This window comes from Streptomyces sp. NPDC097640 (assembly GCF_040302705.1).
Taxonomy (GTDB): Bacteria; Actinomycetota; Actinomycetes; order Streptomycetales; family Streptomycetaceae; genus Streptomyces.
In genome coordinates this window covers 149310-172217 of sequence record NZ_JBEOSB010000012.1, presented here as the reverse complement: position 1 = coordinate 172217, position 22908 = coordinate 149310, and the positions used below count along the sequence as shown (strand labels likewise).

Below are 22908 nucleotides of genomic sequence, written 5' to 3'. Positions count from 1 at the left end.
AGTAAGTTCGGTGCGCGCGCCGGGTCATGGCGCGACATGAGCCGGTGTGAGGGGAGTGTCCGAAGTGCGCCCGGGTGGGAAGGTCGGCAAGTACCGGCTCACGAAGGGGCCCGTCAACGGAGGCAGAGGCGCGGTCTGGTTCGCCGTCGACACGGAGCTGGGCCGGCCCGTCGTACTGAAACGGGCCCTGGCCGACGACAACAGCCGGGCCGCCTTCGGCGAACTCCTGGCCGAGGCCCGTGCGCTGGCGAAGTTCAGCCATCCGAACGTGGTCACCCTCTACGGAGCCGAACGCTCCGGCCGGGGCCGGAAGACCACCTTCTGGCTGGTGATGGAGCATGTGACCGGCGGCAGCCTGGACGGCTCGGCCCGGCTGCCCGCGAAGCTCGCCGCCCATATCGGCGCCCAGGTCGCGAACGCGCTGGACGCGCTGCACACCAAGGGCATCGTGCACTGCGACGTCAAACCGCACAACGTGGTGATCTCCGAGGACGGGGTCGCCAAGCTGGCCGACTTCGGCGCCGCGTACCGCATCGACGGCAGCAGGACGGTCACGCCGAGCGGCCCGATCAGCCTCACCCCCGCCTATGCCGCCCCCGAGGCCTTCCGGGGGGCTCCGGAGCGGGCGTCGGATGTGTTCTCGCTCGGGGCCACGGTGTACGCGCTGGTCACCGGGGAGCCGCCGCCGCGCGGCCCCGGGCGCGCGGTCCGGACCGAGGCGCTGACCGAGGAGGTGGGGCCGCTGCGCGAGGTGCTCACCTCGATGCTCCATCGCGACCCGGGGCGGCGGCCCGGCGCGGCGGCGGCGCTGCGGGCCCTGCGGGAGATCGCGGGGCCGGTGGACCAGCTTCCGCGGGTGCCGCTCGATGAGGTGACCAGGCCGTACCCGCCTCCCGAAGAGTCCCCTGAGGCGCATGGGCCCACCGGGTCCGATGAGGCCGGCATGGCCCGGCTGCCGTCCCTGCTGCGCCGCCGCCCCCTGCTCGCCGGGGGCACGGCCGCCGCGGTGGTGGCGCTCGCCGCGGTGGCCATGGTGCTGTGGCCGAACGACGGGGACGGCGGCGGCCGCTCGGCCCACGCCGAGGGATCGCCGACCGCCACACCGACCGCCAGGGCGACCGGCGACGACTTCGGCATCGGGGACCCCCGTACGGTGGATCCGTGCGCGCTGCTGAGCACCAGCCCGTTCGAGCGATTCGGGGACAACGCCCAACTTGACCCGCGATACGGCAATTACGACCGCTGCGACATCGTGCTGAGCTCGGACGAGAGGGAGATCGTCGATGTGACGGTGGACCTCGACACCGAGGAGCCGCCGAGCGCCGCGACGGCGAGGATGTCGGGGAGGGTCGGCGTCATCACGGATCCCGCCGAGAGCAGGGAATGCGGTCGCAGGCTCGTGCTGTCGGGTGTGCGCGACATCGTCATCAGGGTCGAGGCGAAGCTGACCGACGACGCCAAGGCGCCGCTGTGCGACATCGCCGACGCCGCCGTCGGGCACGCGGTCACCGTACTCAACCGGGGCGAGGTCCCCCGCCGCTCGCCGAAGCTCCCGGCCGACTCGCTGGCCCGTCAGGACGCCTGCGGGCTGCTCGACGCCCGGGCGCTTGAGGTCGTCCCGGGCATCGACGCCCGCGACCTGGACGTCGGTTTCGGCCGCTGGACCTGCGGCTGGCACAGCACCACCAACCGCATGGCGGTGCGGCTGGCGTTCGACCAGGGCTTCCTCTCGCCCCCGGACAACGCCCGGTTCACCGAGCTCGCCGGACGCGACGCCGTCGTGATGCCGGAGTACGAGGGCGACTCCACCTGCACCGTCGATGTGTTCTACCACCCCCACCAGCGCCACGACGACGGGCCGACCGAGCGGCTGCGCCTGGTGGTCAGCGGGGCACGGGCCCAGGACCGGCCCTGCGAGACGGCGACCGATCTCGCCCGGTCGGCCGCCGCCGCCCTCCCGGCCGTCTGACCCGTGTCCGAGCGGGAGGGGTCCCGCCGCCGGTGGGGCACAGTGGGTCCCGGCACGGCACGACCCGAGGAGGCCAGCGATGGACAGCCACCGCCCCGAGACCCTGGCGCGCGGCGCCGAACCCGCCCGGCCCGGCACGCTCCACGCGCGCTCGATCATCGGCGGCATCAGCGTTCCGCCGACGCCCGGCCGCGTCGTCCGGTTCGGGCGCGCCGGCCGGCCCGAGGTGGATCTGCCCGTCACCGAGGGCGATCTGCGGGTGAGCCGCCGGCACGGCGAGCTGACGTACCGCGAGGGCCGGTGGTGGCTGCGGAACACCGGGCAGCAGCTGGTCCGGCTGCCGCGCGGCCGGATGATGCACTCCAGCATGGACCCGATCCCCCTGGGCACCGGCTACACACCGCTGTTCGTCAGGGGCTCGGGCTACCGCGAGCACCTGGTCGAGCTGTTTGTGACGGACCACGGCGAGCGGGGCATCGGGGCGCGGCGGGAGGACGACACCCTGGCGCCCAAGCGGTGGCCGCTGGACGACGACGAGCGGCTGCTGCTGGTCGTGCTCGGCCGGCACTACCTGCTCTACGAGGAGTGCCCGCGCCCCCTGTCGTACCGGCAGGCGGCCATGGAGCTGACCTATCTGTGCGGCGAGGGCGTCTGGGGCGAGCGCCGGATCGAGCGCAAGGTGGGGGCGGTACGCCGCCGGATCGAGCGCGGCGGGGACTTCCCGTACCCGGTGCTGCGCGAGGACGACGGCGCGGGGCCGAGCGACCACAATCTGCTGCACAACCTGCTGCGCGGGCTCGTCGAGTCGACGACCCTGGTGCCGCCGGACCTCGAACTGCTGGACGGCGATCTCGACGACTGATCTCGTCGATCCTTAAACCCCGGCGTTCCCACCATCATCCGATCTGATGAGTCGGCTACGCCGTCCCCGCCTCCGTCGTTCAACGCCCCCTAGCGTGCTGGTTGTTCGCCGCCAGACCCCCCGCACGCAAAGGAGAACGGCTGATGTCGGTAGACGCGGCCAGCGAAGCGCAGCCGGATCGGCAGGAGCAGCTCAGCCTCGGCACCGCCGCCGCACGCAACCTCGCCACCACCACCAAGTCCGTTCCGCAGATGCAGGGGATCACCTCCCGCTGGCTGCTCAAGGTACTGCCCTGGGTGCAGACCGAGGGCGGGGTGTACCGGGTCAACCGGCGCCTCACCTACACGGTCGGGGACGGCCGCATCGAGTTTGTGAAGACCGGTGCGCGGGTCCAGGTCATTCCGCGTGAGCTCGGCGAGCTCGCGGTGTTGCGCGGCTTCGAGGACGTCGGCGTGCTGACGGCGCTCGCCAACCGCTTCGTGCAGCGCGACTTCGAGGCCGGCGAGGTGCTCGCGGAGGAGGGCACCGCCGCCGACCACATCTATCTGATCGCCCACGGCAAGGTCCACAAGACCGGCAGCGGTCCGTACGGCGAACCCACCCGCCTCGGGGTGCTGGGCGACGGCGACCGGTTCGGCGAGCAGTGTCTGCTCAGCGCCGACTCGACCTGGGAGTACACGGCCAAGGCCGTCACCGGGGGCACCCTGCTCGGGCTGCCGCGGCGGGAGTTCACCTCGATCCTGGAGGGCTCGCCCGCCCTTCAGGCGCATGTCACGGAGTTCGCCGCGCTCCCCCAGCAGCGGCAGAACGCGCGCGGCGAGGCCGAGATCACGGTGGCCTCCGGCCATGCGGGCGAGATCGAACTGCCCGGCACCTTCGTCGACTACGAGCTCCATCCGCGCGAGTACGAGCTCAGCGTCGCGCAGACCGTGCTGCGGGTGCACACCCGGGTGGCGGACCTCTACAACAAGCCGATGAACCAGACCGAGCAGCAGTTGCGGCTGACCATCGAGGCCCTGCGCGAGCGGCAGGAACACGAGATGATCAACAACCGCGAGTTCGGGCTGCTGCACAACGCCGACTACTCCCAGCGGATCCAGACCCACTCCGGCCCGCCGACCCCGGACGACCTCGACGAGCTGCTCACCCGCCGCCGCGGCGCCAAGTTCTTCTTCGCCCATCCGCGGACCATCGCCGCCATCGGCCGCGAGCTGAACTCCCGGGGCCTCTACCCCGACCACGTCGATCTGAACGGAAACAAGGTGCCCGCCTGGCGCGGCGTGCCCATCCTGCCCTGCAACAAGATCCCCATCACCAAGGAGCGCACCAGCTCCATCATCGTCATGCGTACCGGCGAGGACGACCAGGGCGTCATCGGGCTGCACCAGTTGGGGCTGCCCGACGAGTACGAGCCGGGGCTGTCCGTGCGGTTCATGGGCATCGACGAGAAGGCGCTGATCTCCTACCTCGTCACGGCGTACTACTCCGCGGCCGTCCTGGTGCCGGACGCGCTCGGCGTCCTGGAGAACGTCGAGATCTCCCACGGCCGGGACTAGCTCCGTCCCGTACACGACGAGAGGTGAGAGGCGCGGATGCCACAGCCCTTCGAGCTGCCGGAGTTCTACGAGCCGTATCCGGCCCGGCTGAATCCCCATCTGGCGGCGGCCCGGGAGCACTCCAAGCGGTGGGCCCGTGCGATGGAGATGATCGAAGGGTCGGGGGTCTGGGACGAGGCCGACTTCGACTCCCATGACTACGCCCTGCTCTGCGCCTACACCCACCCGGACGCGTCGGCCGAGGTGCTGTCGACGGTGACCGACTGGTACGTCTGGGTGTTCTTCTTCGACGACCACTTCCTGGAGAGCTTCAAGCGCAGCCGGGACATGGCGGGCGCCAAGGCCTATCTCGACCGGCTGCGGGCCTTCATGCCGGTGCGCCCCGACGGCGAGCCCGCCGCGACGCCTCAGAACGCGGTGGAGCGGGGGCTGGCCGATCTGTGGGCCCGTACGACACCCGTCATGTCCCGGGGCTGGCGCCGGCGGTTCGCCGAGGCCACCCGGCATCTGCTCGAAGAGAGCATGTGGGAGCTGTCCAACATCAGCGAGGGGCGGGTCGCCAACCCGCTGGAGTACATCGAGATGCGCCGCAAGGTCGGCGGCGCCCCCTGGTCGGCCGGGATCGTGGAGTACGCGGCGGGCGCCGAAGTGCCCGAGGCCGTGGCGGCGAGCCGGCCGCTGCTGGTGCTCAGGGACGCCTTCGCCGACGCCGTGCACCTGCGCAACGATCTCTTCTCCTATCAGCGCGAGGTCGAGGACGAGGGGGAGCTCTCCAACGGCGTGCTGGTCTTCGAGCGGTTCCTCGGCTGTGACACCCAGGCGGCCGCCGAGGCCGTCAACGACCTGATCACCTCGCGCCTCCAGCAGTTCGAGCACACCGTGTTCACCGAGCTGCCGCAGCTGTTCGTGGAGTCCGGCCTGGCCCCGCGGTCCTGCGCGGACGTCCTCACCTACGCCAAGGGGCTTCAGGACTGGCAGTCGGGCGGGCACGAGTGGCACCTGCGCTCCAGCCGCTATATGAACCGCGGCGGGGCGGCGCTCCCGGGCGGCCCCACGGGCCTGGGCAGCGCGGCGGCCCGGATCGTCACCTCGCTGGCCGTCACTCTGCCGGCCCGGCTCAGGAGCCATGCGCACCCGCCGCGCCGGGCGGTCGGGCCGGTGCGGCTGCCGGGGCTCCATATGCCCTACCCCGCCCTGCTCAGCCCCCATCTGGACCGCGCCCGGGAGCACATCGTGGAGTGGGGCCGGCGGATGGGCATCCTGGATGTGCCGCCCGGTCTGCCCGGCGCCGGGGTCTGGGACGAGCGCAAGCTGAGGGCCTGCGACTTCGCCCTGGCCGCGGCCGGGATCCACCCGGACGCCACCCTCGAGCAGCTGGATCTGACCACGGGCTGGCTGACCTGGGGCACCTACGCGGACGACTACTACCCCGTGGTGTTCGGGCGCGGCCACGACCTGGCCGGGGCCAGGGCGTGCAACGCGCGGCTGTCGGCCTTCATGCCGGTGGAGTCCACCGCCACCCCCGCCCCGGTGACCGCGCTGGAGCGGGGCCTGGCCGATCTCTGGGCGCGTACGGCGGGGCCGATGGAGGTGTGCGCGCGCCGTGCCTTCCGCACCGCCGTCGAGGACATGACCGGCAGCTGGCTGTGGGAGCTGGCCAACGAGACGGAGCACCGGGTCCCCGACCCGGTCGACTACATCGAGATGCGCCGCAAGACCTTCGGGGCGGACCTGGCGATGAGCCTGTCCCGGCTGTCGCGCTGGCCGGCGATACCTCCCGAGGTGCGCCGGGCCCGTCCGCTCCAGGCCCTGGAGCACGCGGCCGGGGACTACGCGGCGCTGGTCAACGACCTCCACTCGTTCCGGAAGGAGATCGAGTTCGAGGGCGAGATCCACAACGGTGTGCTGGTCGTCCAGAACTTCTTCGGCTGCGGGGTTCCGGAGGCCCTGCACATCGTCGGCGATCTGGCCAACTCCCGGATGCGCGAGTTCCAGCGCATCGTCGCCACCGAACTGCCCGCGATGTACGGGGACCTGGCGCTGGACGCGACGGTCCGCACCACGCTCGACCGCTATGCCCGCGAGCTGAAGCACTGGATGTCCGGGATCCTGCGCTGGCACCGGCAGACCCTCCGCTACGCGGAGTCCGAGCTGCGCCGCCCGGTGGGCCTGCCGTCGCGCACCTCGTACGGGCCCACGGGGCTTGGCACCGCGGCCGCCTATCTCGCCGACACACTGCGCCGGAGGTCCGAGGTCTCGCCCATCTGACGGCCTTTCGTGCGGGTATCGCACCGTCATCGCCCGCGTGCCATCCGATGTTTATCGTGCGCGAGGGGTTCCGGTTCCCTTCCGGGGACTGCATCATGCCGAGGGGTTCAGAGTGACGAACTGGAGGCATGTACGTGTCCACGGCTGCGATGTCACCCATACCGTCCAGAAGAACGGTCCTCGGCGGCGCCCTCGCCGCATCCGCCGGGGCCGCCGGGCTCGTCACGGCGCCCGCCGCACACGCCGCGGAGCATGCGGAGCCCGCGGCAACGGCCGCGAGCGACCCCTGGGCCGCGGTCCTCGACGACGCCGACATGGTGTGGCAGAAGCTGCCGACGACCTGGTACGAGGGCCCCTTCCTGGGCAACGCCCTCCTCGGCTCCGGCATCTACGCGGAGCCGGGCGGCGTCAACGCCGTCCGGTTCAACGTCCAGCACAGCGAGGTCCAGGACCACCGCCCCGAGTTCGGCTCGCTGTTCGGCCTGGCCCGGCTGCCGATCGGCTGGTTCACCCTGGAGCCGGTCGGCACCATCACCGCCGTCGACTGGCGGCTGCGGCTCCGCGACGCCGAGCTGACCGGCACCGTCACCACCGACCAGGGCACCCTCACGCTGCGCGCCCTGGTCCACAACTCCCGCTCCGTGATGGCCGTCGAGGTCACCCCGAGCGCCGGCGAGGCCGCCTTCCGCTGGGTCTTCCACCCGGCCGAGGCGATCAGCCCGCGGGTCGCGTTCAAGCCGGTCCCGGACGGTTACACCGGCAACCCCCCGGCCGCGGTGGCGGAGCGCGACGGCGTGCACACCGCCGTCCAGTCCCTGCTGGCGGGCGGACAGCATGTGACGGCCTGGCGGGAGCGGACGGCCGCGGGGCGGCGGACCCTGTATCTGACGGTGGCGCACTCCTTCCCGCGGACCACCGCCCTGGGCGCCGCGCTGAAGTCCGCACGGTCGGCCTCCGCGCACCCCTACGACACGCTCGCGGCCACCCACCGCCGCTGGTGGCACGCCTACTACCGCAAGAGCTTCCTGTCCCTCCCCGACGCCCGGCTTCAGCGCTTCTACTGGATCCAGCTCTACAAGGTCGCCGCGGCCGCGCGCGCCGACGCGCCCGTGATGGCCACCTGCGGGCCGTGGCTGGAGTCCACGCCCTGGCCCAACACCTGGTGGAACCTCAATGTGCAGCTGGAGTACTGGCTGATCCACGGCTCCAACCACCTGGAGCTCGACGCGGTGACCCGGGCGCTGAGCGAGTTCCGCGACAACCTCTCCAACCAGCTCGACGCCCCGTACCGCAAGGACTCGGCGGGCATCCCGCGCACCACCGACCCCCAGCTGGTCAACGGCGGCTCGGTCGCGGGCGGCGGCTTCGCCGTCGGCATCCCCGGCCAGGACCCGCCCACCCCCGAGGTCGGCAACCTCACCTGGGCGCTGCACAACGTCTGGCTCAGCTACCGCCACACCATGGACACCGCGATCCTGCGCGACGTCCTCTTCCCCCTGCTGCGCAAGGCCGTCAACTACTACCTCCACTTCCTCACCCCCGGCAGCGACGGCAAGCTCCATCTGCCCGCCACCTTCTCGCCCGAGTACGGCGTGAACGCCCCGGACTGCAACTACGACCTGATGCTGCTGCGCTGGGGCTGCGCCACCCTGCTGGAGTCGGCGAGGACCCTGGGCGTGGACGACGATCTCGCGCCGCGCTGGCGGGAGGTGCTGACCAGGCTCACCCCGTACCCGGTCGACGAGAACGGCTACATGATCGGCGCCGGGGTCCCCTTCGCCAAGTCCCACCGCCACTACTCGCATCTGCTCGCCGTCTATCCGCTGTACGAGGTGACCTGGGAGGACCCGGCGAACCGCGAGCTGATCGAGACCTCGCTGAACCACTGGGTGGGCTTCGAGGGCGCGCTTCAGGGCTACACCTTCACCGGCGCCGCCTCCATCTCCGCCCAGATGGGGCGGGGTGAGGACGCGCTGAAGTATCTGGGCGAGCTGATGCGCCGTTTCATCCAGGCCAACACCATGTACAAGGAGTCGGGGCCGGTCATCGAGACCCCGCTGTCCGCCGTGCAGTCGCTGCACGACATGGTGTGCCAGAGCTGGGGCGGGGTGATCCGGGTCTTCCCCGCGCTGCCCGCCGCCTGGCGCGAGCTGGTCGTGCACGACTTCCGTACGCAGGGCGCGTTCCTGCTGAGCGCGGCGCGCGAGGACGGTGCCACCCGCTGGGTGCGGCTGCGCAGCGAGGCGGGCGCGCCCTGCGCCGTACGCCACTCCCTCGGCGGGGACATCGAGGTGCGCGACGGGCACGGGCGGCCGCTGCGGTACGAGCCGGCGGGCGAGGGCACCATCCGGATCCGGCTCGCCCGCGGCCAGGAGGCGATCATCACCGCGCGCGGCGACCGGCCCGACATGAGCGTGCGGCCGGTCCGGCCGAACGAGGCGGCGCCGCGCTGGGGGCTGCCCGCCTCCTGACGCGGCGTACGAGGGGAGAGGGAGCCCGGACCGGCCGTCGGCGAGCAACGGAATTGGGCGCCGACGGCCGATCCGGGATACCCATGTGGCATGAGATTCATCAGCGATCTTGACCGACGGCTGTTCGCACGGGTCGCGGACAGCCGGCTGCGCGGCGCCCATCCCGTGCTGCCCAAGCTCACCCACGCCGCCAACCACGGCCGGCTGTGGTTCGGCACGGCCGGGGTGCTGGCCACGGTCGGCGGGCGGACCGCGCGGCGGGCCGCGCTGCGCGGGGTCGGGGCGCTGGCCGCCGCCTCGCTCGCGTCCAACACCGTGGTCAAGTGGACCGTGAACCGGCGGCGTCCGGTCCTCGACGGCGTGCCGCTGATCCGCCGGCTGGCCCGGCAGCCGTGGACCAGCTCCTTCCCCTCCGGGCACTCCGCCTCCGCGGCCGCCTTCGCCACCGGGGTCGCCCTGGAGTCCACCCGATACGGCATCCTCGTCGCCCCGCTCGCCGCCGCGGTGGCCTTCTCCCGGGTGTACGTCGGCGTGCACTACCCCAGCGACGTCCTCGCGGGGCTCGCCCTGGGCGTCGGCGCCGCCGCGCTGACCTGCCGCTGGTGGCCGCCGCGGCCGCAGACCCCCGCCCAGGCCCGGCCGCGCGTCTCGGCCCCGGCGCTGCCCGGGGGTGACGGTCTTGTGGTGGTCGTCAACCGGCAGTCGGGCGTGGGCGTACCAGGGGGCGTACCGGGGGCCGCGCCGACGGCCGCCGAGCGGCTGCGCGCGCTGCTGCCCGCCGCCGTAGTCCTGGAGCGCGGCCCCGGGACGGACCTCGGGGAGCTGCTGGACCGGGCCGCCCGGCGTGCCGCCGAGCGGGGCGGGGCGCTGGGGATCTGCGGCGGGGACGGCAGCGTCAACGCGGCGGCCGCGCTGGCCGCCGAGCGCGGGCTGCCGCTGGCCGTGTTCCCCGGCGGCACCTTCGACCACTTCGCCCTGGACGTGGGGGTGCCCGCCGTCGAGGACACGGTGCACGCCGTGACCCAGGGCGACGCCGTCGCCGTGGACCTGGCCCGGGTGAGCCCGCTCCCGGGCGACGGACCGGGCGGCCACTTCATCAACACCTTCAGCCTGGGGATGTACCCCGAGCTGGTGAAGATCCGCGAGAGCCTGGAGGGCCGGCTCGGCAAATGGCCCGCCGCCGCGGTCGCCCTCGCCCGCGTGCTGCGCACCACGACGCCCATGGAGATCGAGGTGAACGGCCACCGGCGGCGGCTGTGGGTGCTGTTCGTCGGCAACTGCCGCTACGCGCCCGAGGGGTTCGCCCCGGCGTACCGCGAACGGCTCGACGACGGGCTGCTCGACGTCCGGGCCGTCGACGGGGACCAGCCGCTGGCCCGCACCCGGCTGCTGGCCGCCGCCCTGACCGGCACGCTGGGCCGGTCCCGGGTGGTGGCGACGCGGCGGCTGCGGCGGCTGAGCCTGACGGGCCTGCACGAGGTGGACGTACGCGCCTACGACGGCGAGGTCGCCCCGACCCCCGCCGAGGCACTGGTGATCGAGAAGCGGCCCGGCGCCCTGACCGTCTACCGCCCGGCCGAGCCGGGGAACGAGCTGGCGCAGCGCGCCCGTACAGCAGCCGCCACGGCGTACTTCCGGCGGGCCGTACTGCGCCGGTAGTACGCGCAATGGGGGCTCAGGGACGACGACGTGGCGGGCGAAACACGTCATCGTGAAGGCATGGACGACGACCGACCGGCCCCGGGGGCCCTGACGTGACCTCCCTGGCTCTCTCCGTGCTGCTGGCCCTGGCCTCTGCGGTGTGCTACGCCGCCGGTGCCATCCTCCAGGAGCATGTCGCGGCGACGACGCCGCCCCGCCCGTACGCAGCGCTGCGCCGTGGCCGCTGGTGGACCGCGGTGACGCTCAACGGGGCCGGTGCGGTCCTCCATGTGCTGGCGCTGGCGTACGGACCGCTCAGCGTGGTGCAGCCGCTCGGCGCGCTGACCATCGTCTTCGCCCTGCCGATGGCCGCGGTGTTCGTGCGCCGCCCGGTGGGCTCGGCCGGGTGGCGGGGCGCGGTGCTGGCCACCGCCGGGCTCGCCGGGCTGCTCTCCCTGAGCGGTTCGTCGGGCGCCAGAGCGCTCACGAGAGACGGCCGGATCACGGTGGCCGTGGCCACGGCGGCCGCGATCGCCGTGCTGGCCGTGGCCGCGCGCTGGGCGCGGCGCCCCGGTGTGCGCAGCGTGCTGCTGGCCATGGCCGCGGGGACCGCCTTCGGTGTCTCGTCGGTGTTCACCAAGAACGTCACCGTGGAACTGGAGTGGGACGCCTGGGCCTCGGGGCTGCCCAGCCTGGTGATGATCGGGCTGCTGGCCGGCTCCGGGGTGCTGCTGTCCCAGGCGTCCTACCGGGGCGCCGGGCTGGCCGCCCCGCTGGCGACGGCGACCGTGGTCAACCCCGTCGTCGCCACGGCCATCGGCGTCGCCGCACTGGGCGAGCACTTCCGCCACGGCGCCCCCGGCACCCTGCTCGCCCTGGTGGCGGCGCTGGTCGCCGGCACCGGTCTGGTCATGCTGACCGTGCACGGCGTGGAGACGTCGGCCCAGGCGGCGGAGCCAGCGGGCATTCCGCGGCCGCGCGAGGCGGACGCGACGGAGGGGGCGGACGCGACGGACTCGACGAACGGAACGGATGGAACGGACGAGGCGGACGGGACGGGCGAGGGGCGCGGGACGCGGGGGCCGGACGACGGGAGCCGCGGCCCCGGGGCGGGCGGCGCGGGCCCGCGCCGGCTCCCCCGGATCCCCCGCCCGGCGCGCGGCGCGGACGACCGGCTGCCGCCCGGCCGCCGCGGCTTGTCCACCCGCCGCCCGCCCGACCAGCGCCGCGCCCCCCGCGGCGAGGCCGTCCTGCAAGACCAGCGCTAGGCCCTGTCTCCCCGATCTGCGGGCCCGCGACGCCTGGCACGCGCCCCCAGCTACCGCTGGGCGGTGCCCCCGCGCTGCGTTGTCGGGCCCGCCCGAGTAGGCCCGCCCCCAGCCTTCGGCCGGGAGGTGCCCCCAGAGGGCGACCCTCCGCCTTGCGATCGCACGCGCCCCCAGCTACCGCTGGCGGGGGCACCTCCCAGCGGTAGCTGGGGGCGCCCCCTGACGCCGCGGGCTGATCCACAGAGATCGGGGAGACAGGGCCTAGGCCGCGGCCCCACCGCGTCGCCGCCGGGGACGCGTCACGCCCGCGTGCGGAGCAGCTCGACCAGCCCTGAGAGATCCTCGTGGCCATGGCCGTCGGCGACCCGACGGGTCATCAGCGGCTCCAGCGGGGCGAGGAGTTCGGGGCTGACGCCCTGTTCCTCGGCGGTCTCCAGGAGATGGTGGAAGCCGGCTGCCTGCATGGCGAGGTTGGAGACCACGCCCTGGGCGTAGTCGCCCTGGTCGATCTGCGTGGCGAAGCCGGTCGCGGCGCCCGACATGGCGTTCAGCCAGCCGTGGAGCATCGGGGCGAAGTCGGTCGTCTTGATGCCCTCGCTGCGGATCAGCGCGTGGGCGTGCAGGATCCCGGCGAACATGCCGTACATCCCGCTGAGCAGGGCGATGTCGTACAGCGACGCCAGCGCGGCGTCCTCGCCGAGGTATTCGCTCCGGGCCATGGCGTCCAGCGCCGCCCGGTGGGTCTCGAACACGTCCCGGGCTCCGCTGTAGAGGATGAACGCGGCGGGGGTCGCGATCATCGGGGGCACGGCCATGATGCCGCCGTCGAGATAGTCCACTCCCTGGTCCGCCGCCCACGCGGCCAACTCGCGGGCCTGCTGAGGCTTGCCGCTGGTGAGGTTGGTGACGGCCTTGCCGGACAGCGCCCCGGCGACCGGGGCGAGGGTGTCGTGCACCGAGTCGTGGTCGAGCAGGCACACCACCACCAGCGGGCTCGCCTCGACGGCCTCGGCGACCGTCGCCGCGTGCCGCGCGCCTTCGCCGACGAGGGCCTCGGCCTTCGCGGCCGTACGGTTCCACACGGTGGTCCGGAATCCCGCCTTCAGGAGGGCGCGGGCCAGTGCCGTGCCCATGGCGCCCAGACCGAGGACGGTCACGGGGGTGTCGCTCATGTCAGTTGCTCCCGTTGCTCATTACCGCTGCTGGTATCGGTCTCGGCGCGCCTGTCCCAGCCTTGCCGCCCGCTGTAGTGTGGGCAAGTACCGACAAAAAAGTGCGTGGTTACCTTGAGGTCAGTGGGGATGGGTTCATGAAGAAGCGGCCATATGTCTGCGGCCTGGACGCGGCCGTGGACGTCATTGGCGGCAAGTGGAAAGTTCTGATCATTTGGGCGCTCAATTCCCAGCGGTGCCGGTTCGGTGAATTGAAGCGGCTGGTCCCGGGGGTGAGCGAAAAGGTGCTGACCCAGCAGCTGAGGGAGTTGGAGGCGGACGGAATCGTCCACCGGGAGATCTACGACCAGGTGCCGCCGAAGGTGGAGTACTCGCTCACCGAGCTGGGCGAGGATCTCAATACGGCGCTGAAGCCCCTGGGCATCTGGGGGAGGCAGCGGCTGGCGGCTCTGGGCGAGCTCTCCGAGCACGACCGTCAGCAACTCACGGGCAGGTGAGACGGCGGCTTCCGGGATCGCCTCCCCGGAAGCCGCCGCCTTGTGCCCGGGGCTTTTCAGGACGTGCGGTTGCGGCCCACATACACGTTCCGGGCCCGGTAATACGTGTCCCCGCCGGGGCCCGAGGAGCCCGAGGATCCCTCCATCTGGAGGTTGATGATGAGCCACAGGGGTTTTCCGACGAAACCCGCGCCACGGTGGACCGCTTTCCAGGTCTCGTCGAGATAGTAGTGAATGTCGACGTCGGTGTTGTTCACCTTGGTGATCCAGGCACGATAGGTGTGCCAATTTCCCGGTGACGACACCCCGACAATCGTGCTCGACACATCCGAGGAGGTGCGGAAGGTATTGAACCAGTTGCTGGAGTTCCCCTTGAATTCCAGGATGTCGCTCTCCGGCGGCCAGCTGTTGACGCCGGTGAGCCAGAAGGCGGGCCAGGTCCCCGCGCCGTTCGGGGCCTGGAATTCGCCCTTCACCTCGTAGTCGGGGAACTGGTCGGTCACCACGATCTGGTTCTTGGCGTGCACCGCGCCCGAGTGGTAGCGGATCGGCAGATGCGGGGTGGAGGAGCTGGTGCCCTCGTCCCAGGTGATCCGGCTCGCTTGCAGGGTCAGCACGCCGGAGCCGAGATAGATGTGGTTGTGGTCGCTCGAGCTGCCGTACATCCGGGCGCTGCCGTTGTGGTCGGAGCCCCAGGGGTAGAGATAGTTCCACTCCGCCTCGAAGGCGCCGTAGCTCGCGAAGGAGCCGTTGATGACGTCCTCCCAGGTCGCGGCCGGGGCTGCGGCAGCGGGGCGGGGCCACCCGGTCAGGGCCGCCGCCCCGCCGAGGGCCGCGGCCGTGGTGAGGAATCGTCTGCGCCCGTACAACTCGCTCTGTGCCGACATGCCGTTCATGGCTGCCTCCCGAAGTCCGAAACTTCGAACACAAGCAAACAGAAGTCAATCGGAATCACCACAGTCCCAAGGGCCCCACACCTCGTCAAGGTCTCTTGTTAAGCGGAGGTTAGCTCTGCCCCCGGGGGGCTGTACGCCGGCACCGTTCCGCATCGAAGCTGCGACCCGCGGCGGCGTCCCTCGGGCGGGCCGCCATCCACCCGCATGCACGAGGAGGCCCCTGTGTCCGTCAAATCCCCCGCACCACCGGCTCGCACGCCGTGGCGCGCCGTGCTCGGCGGCTCGATCGGAAACCTGGTCGAGTGGTTCGACTGGTTCGTCTACGCCAGCTTCGCCACCTACTTCGCCTCGGCCTTCTTCCCCAAGGGCAACGACACGGCACAGCTGCTCAACACGGCCGGCATCTTCGCCGTCGGCTTCTTCATGCGCCCCGTCGGCGGCTGGCTGCTGGGCCGCTACGCCGACCGGCGCGGCCGCAAGGCCGCGCTCACCCTCACCGTGACCCTGATGTCGGCCAGCGCGCTGCTCATCGCCATCGCACCCACCTACGACCAGGTCGGCTACTTCGGCGCCGGGGTGCTGCTGGTGGCCCGGCTGCTCCAGGGCCTGTCGGTGGGCGGCGAGTACGCGGCCAGCGCCACGTATCTGACCGAGGCCTCCCAGCCCGGCCGCCGCGGCTTCGTCTCCAGCTTCCAGTACGTGTCCATGACCGCCGGCCAGCTGATCGGCCTGGGCCTGCTGATCGTGCTCCAGCGCACCATGTCCGATGACTCGCTGCACTCCTACGGCTGGCGCATCCCGTTCATCGTCGGGGCCGTGGCCGCGGCCGTGGTCTTCTGGCTGCGGCGCAATCTGCTGGAGACCGAGGTGTACGAAGAGGCCGGCTCCCACCGGCCGAGCGAGCGCGGGACCATCGCCGAGCTGCTGCGCCACCGCAAGGAGGCCGCGCTCGTCATCGCCCTGACCATGGGCGGCACGGTGGCCTATTACACCTACACGACCTATCTCACCAAGTACCTGTCCAACACGGCGGGGCTGAGCAAGTCCGACGCCTCGCTGGTCAGCTTCTGCGCCCTGTTCATCTTCATGCTGCTCCAGCCGCTGGCCGGGGCGCTGTCCGACCGGATCGGCCGCCGCCCGCTGCTGATCACCTTCGGGTTCGGCTCGATGCTGGCCACCGTGCCCATCATGACCGCGCTGTCGCACACCGACACCTTCGGCGGGGCGCTGCTGCTCTCGCTCGCCGCGCTGGTCGTCGTCACCGGCTACACCTCCATCAACGCGGTGGTGAAGGCCGAGCTGTTCCCCACGCACGTCCGGGCGCTCGGCGTCGCCCTGCCCTACGCGCTGGCGAACGCCCTGTTCGGCGGCACCGCGGAATATGTGGCGCTGTGGTTCAAGAACGCGGGCGCGGAGTCCGGGTTCTACTGGTACGTCTCGGGGTGCGCGGCCGTGTCGCTGGTCGTCTATCTGACCATGCGGGAGACCCGGAACGCCTCCCTCACCAAAGCCCGCGCCGATGAGCCGGCCGCGTCGGAGCAAGCGGCACGCACCCCTGTCTGACCAGGACAGAGGCTGTTTACCCTTACGCCCATGCAGATTCTCCTGGTCGAAGACGACGACCGGCTGGCGGCCGCGCTGACCGCCGCCCTCGACCGGCTGGGGCATCAGGTCGTCCGTGCCGCGCGCGGGGACGACGCCCTGCGGCTCAAGGACGGCGCCGACTTCGTCCTGCTCGACCTGGGGCTGCCCGACATGGACGGCCTGGAGGCGCTGCGCCGGCTGCGCCGCGCCTCCGCCGTCCCGGTCATCGTGCTCACCGCCCGGTCCGAGGAGCGGGATGTGGTGCGCGGGCTGCGCGGCGGCGCCGACGACTACCTCGTCAAGCCGTTCCGTACGGCCGAGCTGGTCGCCCGGATGGAGGCCGTCGTACGGCGGGGCACCCGCCCCCTCAGCGCGCCCGGCCCGGTGGTGGCCGTGGGCGGGGTCCGCATCGACCTGGCCGCCCGGCAGCTGGAGGTGGACGGCAGGCCGGTCGCCCTCACCCGCCGGGAGTTCGACGTACTGGCCCTGCTCGCCCGCGAGCCCGGGGTCGTCCGCAGCCGGGAGGAGATCCTGGACGCGGTCTGGGGTGACCTGCTGCTGTCGGCGTCCCGCTCGCTGGATGTGCACATCGCCGGGATCCGGTCCAAGACCGGCTGCCCATGGCTGGTGGAGACGCTGCGCCGCACCGGGTACCGCCTGGGAACCGGCGGATGCAGCTGAGGATCCTGGCCGTCTACACGGTGCTCATCGCCTGCCTGGTGGCCGCGCTCGCCGTGCCCTTCTCGCTGGCCTACTCCTCGCACCGCACCGGCAAGCTGCTGCTGGAGCGGCGCGCGGACGCCACCCGCTTCGCCGAACTGGCCGACCAGGCGATGCGCGAGGGCGACACCTCCGGGCTCGTCCAGGAGGTGTCCCGCTACCACGAGCTGTACGGCACCGAGGTGGAGATCCGCGACCGGGACGGCAAGCGGGTCGCGGGCGGCGGGGCCTGGTCGGCTGACCCCGCCGAGCGCGCGCTGTCCGGCCGCACCACCGCGAGCCTGCCCCTGGTCACCCCCTTCGGCCCCGCGTCGGCCGTGGTCGCGGAGCCGGTGGGGCGGGACACGCAGGTGTTCGGCGTGGTGGTGATGAAGGTGCCCACGGCGGCGGCCAGGCGCGATGTGGCGCTCGTCTGGGCAGCCGTGGCGGCCGGCTCGGTGGTCGCCGTGCTCTGCGCCCTGATCGCCGCCCGCAGGCTGGCGCGGTGGATCCTGCGCCCGGTGACCGAACTGGACCTGACCACCCGCGCCATCTCCGAGGGCAGGATGGACGCGAGGGTGCGCGCCGGCGGGCGCGGCCCGGCCGAGCTGCGGCTGCTGGAGCGCCGCTTCAACGCGATGGCCGACGCCGTCTCGGCCGCCCTGGAGCGGCAGCGGGCCTTCGTCGCGGACGCCTCCCACGAGCTGCGCACCCCGCTGACCGTGCTGTCGCTGCGGCTGGAGAACCTGGAGCCGCACCTGACGCCGGACGGCACCGAGGAGTTCGCCGAGGCGCTGGCCGAAGTCGACCGGCTGGGCCGGCTCATGGAGGACCTGCTGGAGCTCGCCCGGGTCGAGGCCGGCACCGCGGCCCCCGAGCCGATCGCCCGCACGGCGCTGCGGGAGCGGCTGACCATCTGGCACGACGTCTACGCGGCCCGGAAGCTGACCCTGGCCGTGGAGCTCGAGGACATCGGCCCGTCCGCCGCGCCGCTGCCCGCCGCGGCCGCCCGGATCGCCGACATCGCCCTGGACAACGCGGCCAAGTTCGTACCGCCCGGCGGCACGGTCACGGTCCTGCTGGAGGCGCGCGTGCTGCGGATCGCCGACGACGGCCCGGGGCTCGAGGCCGAGCAGTTCGAGGCGGCCCTGGGCCGCTTCTGGCGCTCCCCCGGCCATGGCAACGTCCCCGGCAGCGGCCTCGGCCTGGCCATCGCCTCGGAGCTGGCCCGCGCCGCCGGCTGCGAGCTGTCCCTGCGGCCCGCCGCGCCCCACGGCCTGGTGGTCGAACTGCGCCTTCCCGAGACGTAGGCGATCACGCGACGGGGGCGGGCGTGTGGGTTCCGGTGGCGCCTCGGGCGAGCGCCCGTCGTGCCCGCGCGAGCCTGCGGATCGCCTCGGTGAGCTGACCCGACGGGAGCGTGTACGGCAGTCGGACGTGACGCTCGAATGCCCCGCCGACCCCGAATCGTGGTCCGGCCGCGATGGTCACTCCGTAGTCCGGCGCGATCGCCGCCAGCCGTGAGCTGATGGGCTCGGGGAACGACGCCCAGAGCGACACCCCTCCGGCCGGCCGCGGTGCGTGAACGTCGGGCAGGTGCTCGGTGAGTGCCTGACTCAGCGCGTCGCGCTGCGATCGCAGGTGCCGGAGGGTGTCGGGCCCCGCGGTGCGGCGCTCGTTCAGGAGGACGGCCGTCGCCAGCTGTTCGACGACGGGGGTGCCGAGGTCCGTGGCGGGCCTGGCCTGTTCGAGGCGGTCCAGGAGCGCGGGCGCGGCACGGATCCAGCCGATGCGCAGGCCGCCCCAGACGCTCTTGGAAACCGAGCCGACGCTGATGGCGGTCGGCATGTGTACGGCAAAGGGTTCCGGTGTCGCGCCGTCCAGAGCCAGCTCGGTCATGGTCTCGTCGATGACCGTGGGACACGCGGGCCTGAGCCTACGGCGCTCGCTCGCGGACATGCACATCCCGGTCGGGTTGTGGAAGTCCGGTATGAGATAGGCCAGTTGGGCGGTGCGCCCGGCCTCGTGGAGTTGCGCGACGTCCCAGCCGGACGACCCCACGGCGACGGGCAGCAGCCGGGCACGCGCCTGGGTGAAGGCCCTGATCGCATGCGGGTAGGTGGGGTGATCGATCAGGACCGTGTCGCGTGGTGACAGGAGCGTTCGCGCCAGCAGACCGAGCGCGTGCTGCGCCCCATTGGTGATCATGATGTGATCGGGCGCGGTGGACAGCCCTCTGCGCCGGTACCAGTCGGCGACCGCTTCGCGCAGCTCCGACGTACCGCATCGGTCGTATCCGTGCCGCTCGAAGTGGCGCGGCAGCTGTTCGAGCGCGGCCGCGAAGGCGGCGTGGAGGATCTCGACGGGTGCCGGTGGCGCGGCGAACGACAGGTCGATGGTCGACGGGTCCGTACCGGCCGGACGCTCGGACGGCGTGTCATGGGGGAGCCGTACGGTCCCCCTGGCCCGCGCCCTCGTGGCCAGGTACCCGTGCTCGACGAGGGTGCGGTACGCGGCACCGGCGGTGGTTCTGCTGATGCCCAGCGCGGTGGCCAGGTCACGTTCGCTCGGCAGCGCCGCGCCGAGGGAGAGACGTCCGTCCAGGATCAGCAGCCGCAGCCTGTCGGAGAGGCGCTGGTGCGCCGGCCCGGGCCCCTCCTGCCAGGTCCCGACCATGCGCGCCACCGCGTGCGAACTGATTTTCACCGGGCCAGCGTATCCAATCTGGCTATGGAATCGGAGTCCAGATGGAGCGGAGGCTTACGCCATGGCTCCTCCTGCTTCCCCCGCACACCCGCCCGTCCCGGCCCGTCACGACCGCCCTGTGATGGTGCGCATGAACGCCTTCGCCCAGGTCCGGGCGGGCCGGACGGCTCGTCGCCTCCCCCAGCTCCTGGTCGGCCTGGCGGGGTACGGCGCCGCCGTCATGGTGCTCGTCCGGTCCGGTCTCGGCACGGCCAGCTGGAGCGTGCTCACGGACGGCACGGCCAAGACGCTCGGCATCTCCTTCGGCTGGGCCACCAACCTGATCGCGCTCGTGGTGCTTCTCGCCTGGATACCTCTGCGCGAACCGCCAGGTCTTGGCACGCTGCTGAACGTCGCGATCGTCGGCTTCGCCGCGGACGCCACCGCGGCCGTGCTGCCCACCCCTCAGGGGGCACTCGCCGAGATCGGTTACCTCGTTGTCGGCCTCCTCGCGCTGGCCTTCTTCGACGCGCTCTACCTCGGCGCACAGTTCGGCCCTGGTCCGCGCGACGGCATCATGACCGGTCTGGTCCGGCTCACCCGCCTGCCCATCGCGGTGGTGCGCACCGGCCTCGACGTCGCCGTCGTCGGCATCGGCTGGCTTCTCGGCGGAACCCTCGGGGCCGGGACCGTACTCGTCGCGCTGTGCATGGGGCCGCTCGTCGGCTGCTTCCTGCCGCTCCTGACCGTTCGCCTCCCCGCCGCACCGGGCCGTGAAGAGATACACCCGGCACGGAGCGAGCCCGCTCAGCCGTAGACCGCGCGGTAGTACGCCGCCGCGCCCCGGTGCAGGGGCACCGTGCCCGTGCCGATCGCGTACCGCTCGTCGAGCCGGCTGCCGGGGGCGTCCGGGACGGGGAGGCGGGCGCGGGCCTCGAACAGGACGCCGGTGACGGCGCGGGCGGTGTCGGCCGCGAGGGCGGTGCGGCAGACCAGATAGCTGGGGGTGCCGACGGTCGAGGCCGGGGCTCGCAGGCCGTAGACCCCGGCGGGGATGGACACGCTCTCGTAGACGGGGCCGTGTTCGCGGCGCAGCGCGGGTGCGAGGCCGCCGAGGGGGACGAGGCGCACGGGGTACCGCCGGGCGAGTTGCGCGATCGCCCGGGTCGGCGCGCCGCCCGACCAGAAGAACGCGGCCACCTCCCGCGCTTTCAGCGCGGTGATGGACTCGTCGAGCCACAGCTGTACGGTGCGGACGCGGCGTACGCCCGCCACGGCGAGCACCCGCCCGGCGGTCACCGAGGTGCCGGACTCGGCGGCGCTGAGGGACACGGTGCGCCCGGCCAGGTGTCCGGGCTCCCTGATCGGCGAGTCGGCGGGCACCACGAGATGGAGATAGTTGAGGTAGAGCCGGGCGAGCGCCGCGACCGGCGCCGGGCGGGAGAAGCTGCCGCGGCCCGCGGTGGCGTCGGCCGCGCTGTCGGCGAGGGCCATGCCGAGATCGGCGCGTCCGTCGGCCAGCAGCCGCAGGTTCTCCACGCTCGCCGCGGTGGTGAGCACACGCACCGTGAGCCGGTCATGGGCCCGGTGCACCTCGTCGGCCAGCCGGCTGCCGAAGGTCGCGTACGGGCCGCCGCGCGGGCCCGTGGCCAGCCGGACCCGGTCGGGCGGGCCGTCGCCGGAACATCCCTGGAGGGGTCCTGTCGCGAGGGCACCGGCCGTGAGCGTCAGGAGACGGCGGCGTGGTACGGCGGACACCCCGCCATGCTAGGCCCCTTCCGGTCAGGCTCCCCGGTCAGGCTGCGCGGTCAGACGACCCCGCTCAGCTGGGCCCACACCACCCGGCCGCCGTTGAGTCCGGGCCGGTCCCCCCACGCCGCGGCCATGGCCCGCACCAGGGCGAGGCCCCGGCCGCCCTCGTCCTCCGCGCCCGCCTGGCGCGGGGCGGGGCCGGCGGACCCGCCGCCCTGATCGGCCACCTCGACGTACAGCGTGCGCCGGGCCTCCGCCCGCAGCACGCACAGGATCTGCTCGCTGCCGGTGTGCACGAGGGCGTTGGTGAACAGCTCGGACATCACCAGCTCGGCGGCGTCGCAGACGTCCTCGCAGAAACCCCATCCCGGCACCCGGGTGCGGACCCGGCGGCGGGCCGCGGCCACGGAGGCTCCCTGCGCGGGCAGTTGGAACCTCTCCTGGCGGAACCCGGCGTCAAGGCCGCCGAGGAGCATGGTGGGGCGGGCCATCGTCGTGCGTTGAGGCAGTGCCACGGCCGTTCGCCTTCCGTCTACCGGTGGGGGGTTCGAATGCCGCAAGTCGGCTACGCGCCAGCCACATTGAGACCCGGCACCCCATCACTATCGTGCTGTAGGCGCCAGTTGGCAAGCGGCGTTCTGCAAAATGCAGAATAGCCAGAGCACTCTGTTCGGGTTCATCCCGAGCATGGCACACTGAGCCCACGAGACCGTCCGAGGAGGTAAGGCGTGGGTGAAGCGCGGTCTGCCCCGACTGTCGGGCAGATGGTTCTCGGCATGCGCCTGCGCGACCTTCGCGAGAAGGCCGGCGTCAGCTATGACCAGGCCGCGAAGGCGCTGCACGTCAACCAGACGACGGTGCGCAGGATGGAGAAGGCCGAGGTCGGCCTGAAGCTTCCGTACGTCGAGAAGCTGCTTCAGACCTACGGGGCCCAGCAGGAGGAGATCGAGGCCTTCCTCTCCCTGGCCGAGGACGCCAACAGACCCGGCTGGTGGCATCGCTTCCGCGACGTCCTGCCGGACTGGTTCAGCCTCTATGTGAGCCTGGAGGGGGCTGCGAGCCGCATCCGCGCGTACGAACCCCACTTCATTCCCGGGCTGCTACAGACCGAAGACTACGCACGAGCGCTGCTGAGCATCGGATTTCCGCAGGCCGACCCCAAGGAGCTCGACCGACGGGTCGCCCTGCGGATGGAGCGTCAGGAACTGCTGAACCGACCCGACGGACCCCATCTGTGGGTCGTCATGGACGAGCCGGTGTTCCGCCTGCCCATCGGCGGCCCGGACGTCATGCGCGCGCAGGTCGACCGCCTCATCGAGGCCATCCAGATGCCGAACGTCACCTTGCAGGTGGTGCCGTTCGCCGCCGGACCCCACCCGGCCATGGGCGGACCGTTCCAGCTCTTCCGGTTCCATATCCCGGAACTGCCGGACATCGTCTACACCGAGGGACTGACCGGCGCAGCTTATCTCGACGAACGCGCGGACGTGGCCGCCTACTTGGAGGCCCTCGACCGAATGGGCACCCAGGCCACACCGGCGCGACGCACGGAGGCCTTTCTCCGTGAGATTCGCAAGGAGCTCTGACC

The 22908-nt window shown here is 72.4% G+C and carries 18 protein-coding genes; 13 read left to right on the top strand and 5 right to left on the bottom strand.

Annotated features, from left to right (window positions below):
* Nucleotides 1-64: 64 nt before the first annotated feature.
* From ABTY62_RS20760 to ABTY62_RS20730, 7 genes are all read left to right on the top strand, one after another.
* The gene (locus ABTY62_RS20760; protein WP_352130891.1) at nt 65-1969 is read left to right on the top strand and encodes a serine/threonine-protein kinase; all 1905 of its coding nucleotides are present in this window, start codon (nt 65-67) and stop codon (nt 1967-1969) included.
* 79 nt (nt 1970-2048) lie between these two features.
* Nucleotides 2049-2831 carry an FHA domain-containing protein gene (locus tag ABTY62_RS20755; RefSeq protein WP_352130890.1) on the top strand — a complete coding sequence of 261 codons (783 nt, stop codon included), beginning with the start codon at nt 2049-2051 and terminating at the stop codon, nt 2829-2831.
* A 143-nt stretch (nt 2832-2974) separates the two neighbouring features.
* Entirely contained in the window at nt 2975-4387 is a 1413-nt protein-coding gene (locus tag ABTY62_RS20750) for a family 2B encapsulin nanocompartment shell protein (protein ID WP_352130889.1), read from the top strand.
* 36 nt (nt 4388-4423) lie between these two features.
* A complete protein-coding gene (locus ABTY62_RS20745) occupies nt 4424-6655 on the top strand; it encodes a terpene synthase family protein (RefSeq protein WP_352130888.1) in 2232 nt (743 codons plus the stop codon).
* A 149-nt stretch (nt 6656-6804) separates the two neighbouring features.
* Complete coding sequence (locus ABTY62_RS20740; RefSeq protein WP_352130887.1) at nt 6805-9126, top strand: glycosyl hydrolase family 95 catalytic domain-containing protein; 2322 nt, start codon at nt 6805-6807, stop codon at nt 9124-9126.
* Nucleotides 9127-9216: 90 nt separating this feature from the next.
* On the top strand, nt 9217-10785 hold the full coding sequence (locus ABTY62_RS20735; protein ID WP_352130886.1) for a bifunctional phosphatase PAP2/diacylglycerol kinase family protein: 1569 nt from the start codon (nt 9217-9219) through the stop codon (nt 10783-10785).
* A 95-nt stretch (nt 10786-10880) separates the two neighbouring features.
* Entirely contained in the window at nt 10881-12035 is a 1155-nt protein-coding gene (locus ABTY62_RS20730; protein WP_352130885.1) for a DMT family transporter, read from the top strand.
* Between the two features lie 299 nt (nt 12036-12334).
* Here the strand turns inward: ABTY62_RS20730 and ABTY62_RS20725 are convergent, their stop codons facing one another.
* Nucleotides 12335-13207, bottom strand: a complete 873-nt coding sequence (locus tag ABTY62_RS20725) for an NAD(P)-dependent oxidoreductase (protein ID WP_352130884.1) — start codon at nt 13205-13207, stop codon at nt 12335-12337.
* A gap of 137 nt (nt 13208-13344) precedes the next feature.
* Between ABTY62_RS20725 and ABTY62_RS20720 the strand changes: the two genes are divergently transcribed.
* Nucleotides 13345-13704, top strand: a complete 360-nt coding sequence (locus tag ABTY62_RS20720) for a winged helix-turn-helix transcriptional regulator (protein WP_352130883.1) — start codon at nt 13345-13347, stop codon at nt 13702-13704.
* A gap of 56 nt (nt 13705-13760) precedes the next feature.
* Here the strand turns inward: ABTY62_RS20720 and ABTY62_RS20715 are convergent, their stop codons facing one another.
* Complete coding sequence (locus ABTY62_RS20715) at nt 13761-14600, bottom strand: family 16 glycosylhydrolase (protein ID WP_352130882.1); 840 nt, start codon at nt 14598-14600, stop codon at nt 13761-13763.
* Nucleotides 14601-14822: 222 nt separating this feature from the next.
* Here ABTY62_RS20715 and ABTY62_RS20710 point away from each other — a divergent pair, with 222 nt between their 5' ends.
* The 3 genes from ABTY62_RS20710 to ABTY62_RS20700 are packed head-to-tail and all read left to right on the top strand — an operon-like array spanning nt 14823 to nt 18193.
* Complete coding sequence (locus ABTY62_RS20710; protein WP_311726855.1) at nt 14823-16163, top strand: MFS transporter; 1341 nt, start codon at nt 14823-14825, stop codon at nt 16161-16163.
* 30 nt (nt 16164-16193) lie between these two features.
* On the top strand, nt 16194-16865 hold the full coding sequence (locus tag ABTY62_RS20705) for a response regulator transcription factor (RefSeq protein ID WP_352130881.1): 672 nt from the start codon (nt 16194-16196) through the stop codon (nt 16863-16865).
* Nucleotides 16856-18193 carry a sensor histidine kinase gene (locus tag ABTY62_RS20700; protein WP_352130880.1) on the top strand — a complete coding sequence of 446 codons (1338 nt, stop codon included), beginning with the start codon at nt 16856-16858 and terminating at the stop codon, nt 18191-18193. Before ABTY62_RS20705 ends, ABTY62_RS20700 begins: the two co-directional genes overlap by 10 nt.
* A 4-nt stretch (nt 18194-18197) precedes the next feature.
* Here the strand turns inward: ABTY62_RS20700 and yczR are convergent, their stop codons facing one another.
* On the bottom strand, nt 18198-19589 hold the full coding sequence (gene yczR, locus ABTY62_RS20695; RefSeq protein ID WP_352130879.1) for a MocR-like transcription factor YczR: 1392 nt from the start codon (nt 19587-19589) through the stop codon (nt 18198-18200).
* Nucleotides 19590-19719: 130 nt separating this feature from the next.
* Between yczR and yczE the strand changes: the two genes are divergently transcribed.
* The gene (gene yczE, locus ABTY62_RS20690) at nt 19720-20385 is read left to right on the top strand and encodes a membrane protein YczE (protein WP_352130878.1); all 666 of its coding nucleotides are present in this window, start codon (nt 19720-19722) and stop codon (nt 20383-20385) included.
* On the opposite strand, the gene ABTY62_RS20685 is transcribed toward yczE, so the two are convergent.
* Together ABTY62_RS20685 and ABTY62_RS20680 are read right to left on the bottom strand one after the other, a co-directional pair.
* Nucleotides 20376-21326: a TAXI family TRAP transporter solute-binding subunit gene (locus ABTY62_RS20685; protein ID WP_352130877.1), complete on the bottom strand. Its 951-nt coding sequence runs from the start codon at nt 21324-21326 to the stop codon at nt 20376-20378. The two genes, yczE and ABTY62_RS20685, sit on opposite strands and share 10 nt — an antisense overlap.
* 50 nt (nt 21327-21376) lie before the next feature.
* Nucleotides 21377-21835: an ATP-binding protein gene (locus ABTY62_RS20680; protein WP_352130876.1), complete on the bottom strand. Its 459-nt coding sequence runs from the start codon at nt 21833-21835 to the stop codon at nt 21377-21379.
* Between the two features lie 213 nt (nt 21836-22048).
* On the opposite strand from ABTY62_RS20680, the gene ABTY62_RS20675 reads away from it, so the two are divergent.
* On the top strand, nt 22049-22906 hold the full coding sequence (locus ABTY62_RS20675) for a Sco1979 family transcriptional regulator (protein WP_352130875.1): 858 nt from the start codon (nt 22049-22051) through the stop codon (nt 22904-22906).
* The last annotated feature ends 2 nt before the right edge of the window (nt 22907-22908 follow it).

Coding starts and splice junctions, on each gene's coding strand:
- ABTY62_RS20725 (WP_352130884.1), bottom strand. CDS start 13,207: ATGAGCGACACCCCCGTGACCGTCCTCGGTCTGGGCGCCATGGGCACG.
- yczE (WP_352130878.1), top strand. CDS start 19,720: ATGAACGCCTTCGCCCAGGTCCGGGCGGGCCGGACGGCTCGTCGCCTC.
- ABTY62_RS20740 (WP_352130887.1), top strand. CDS start 6,805: ATGTCACCCATACCGTCCAGAAGAACGGTCCTCGGCGGCGCCCTCGCC.
- ABTY62_RS20715 (WP_352130882.1), bottom strand. CDS start 14,600: ATGAACGGCATGTCGGCACAGAGCGAGTTGTACGGGCGCAGACGATTC.
- ABTY62_RS20705 (WP_352130881.1), top strand. CDS start 16,194: ATGCAGATTCTCCTGGTCGAAGACGACGACCGGCTGGCGGCCGCGCTG.
- ABTY62_RS20700 (WP_352130880.1), top strand. CDS start 16,856: ATGCAGCTGAGGATCCTGGCCGTCTACACGGTGCTCATCGCCTGCCTG.
- ABTY62_RS20750 (WP_352130889.1), top strand. CDS start 2,975: ATGTCGGTAGACGCGGCCAGCGAAGCGCAGCCGGATCGGCAGGAGCAG.
- ABTY62_RS20745 (WP_352130888.1), top strand. CDS start 4,424: ATGCCACAGCCCTTCGAGCTGCCGGAGTTCTACGAGCCGTATCCGGCC.
- ABTY62_RS20735 (WP_352130886.1), top strand. CDS start 9,217: ATGAGATTCATCAGCGATCTTGACCGACGGCTGTTCGCACGGGTCGCG.
- ABTY62_RS20720 (WP_352130883.1), top strand. CDS start 13,345: ATGAAGAAGCGGCCATATGTCTGCGGCCTGGACGCGGCCGTGGACGTC.
- ABTY62_RS20755 (WP_352130890.1), top strand. CDS start 2,049: ATGGACAGCCACCGCCCCGAGACCCTGGCGCGCGGCGCCGAACCCGCC.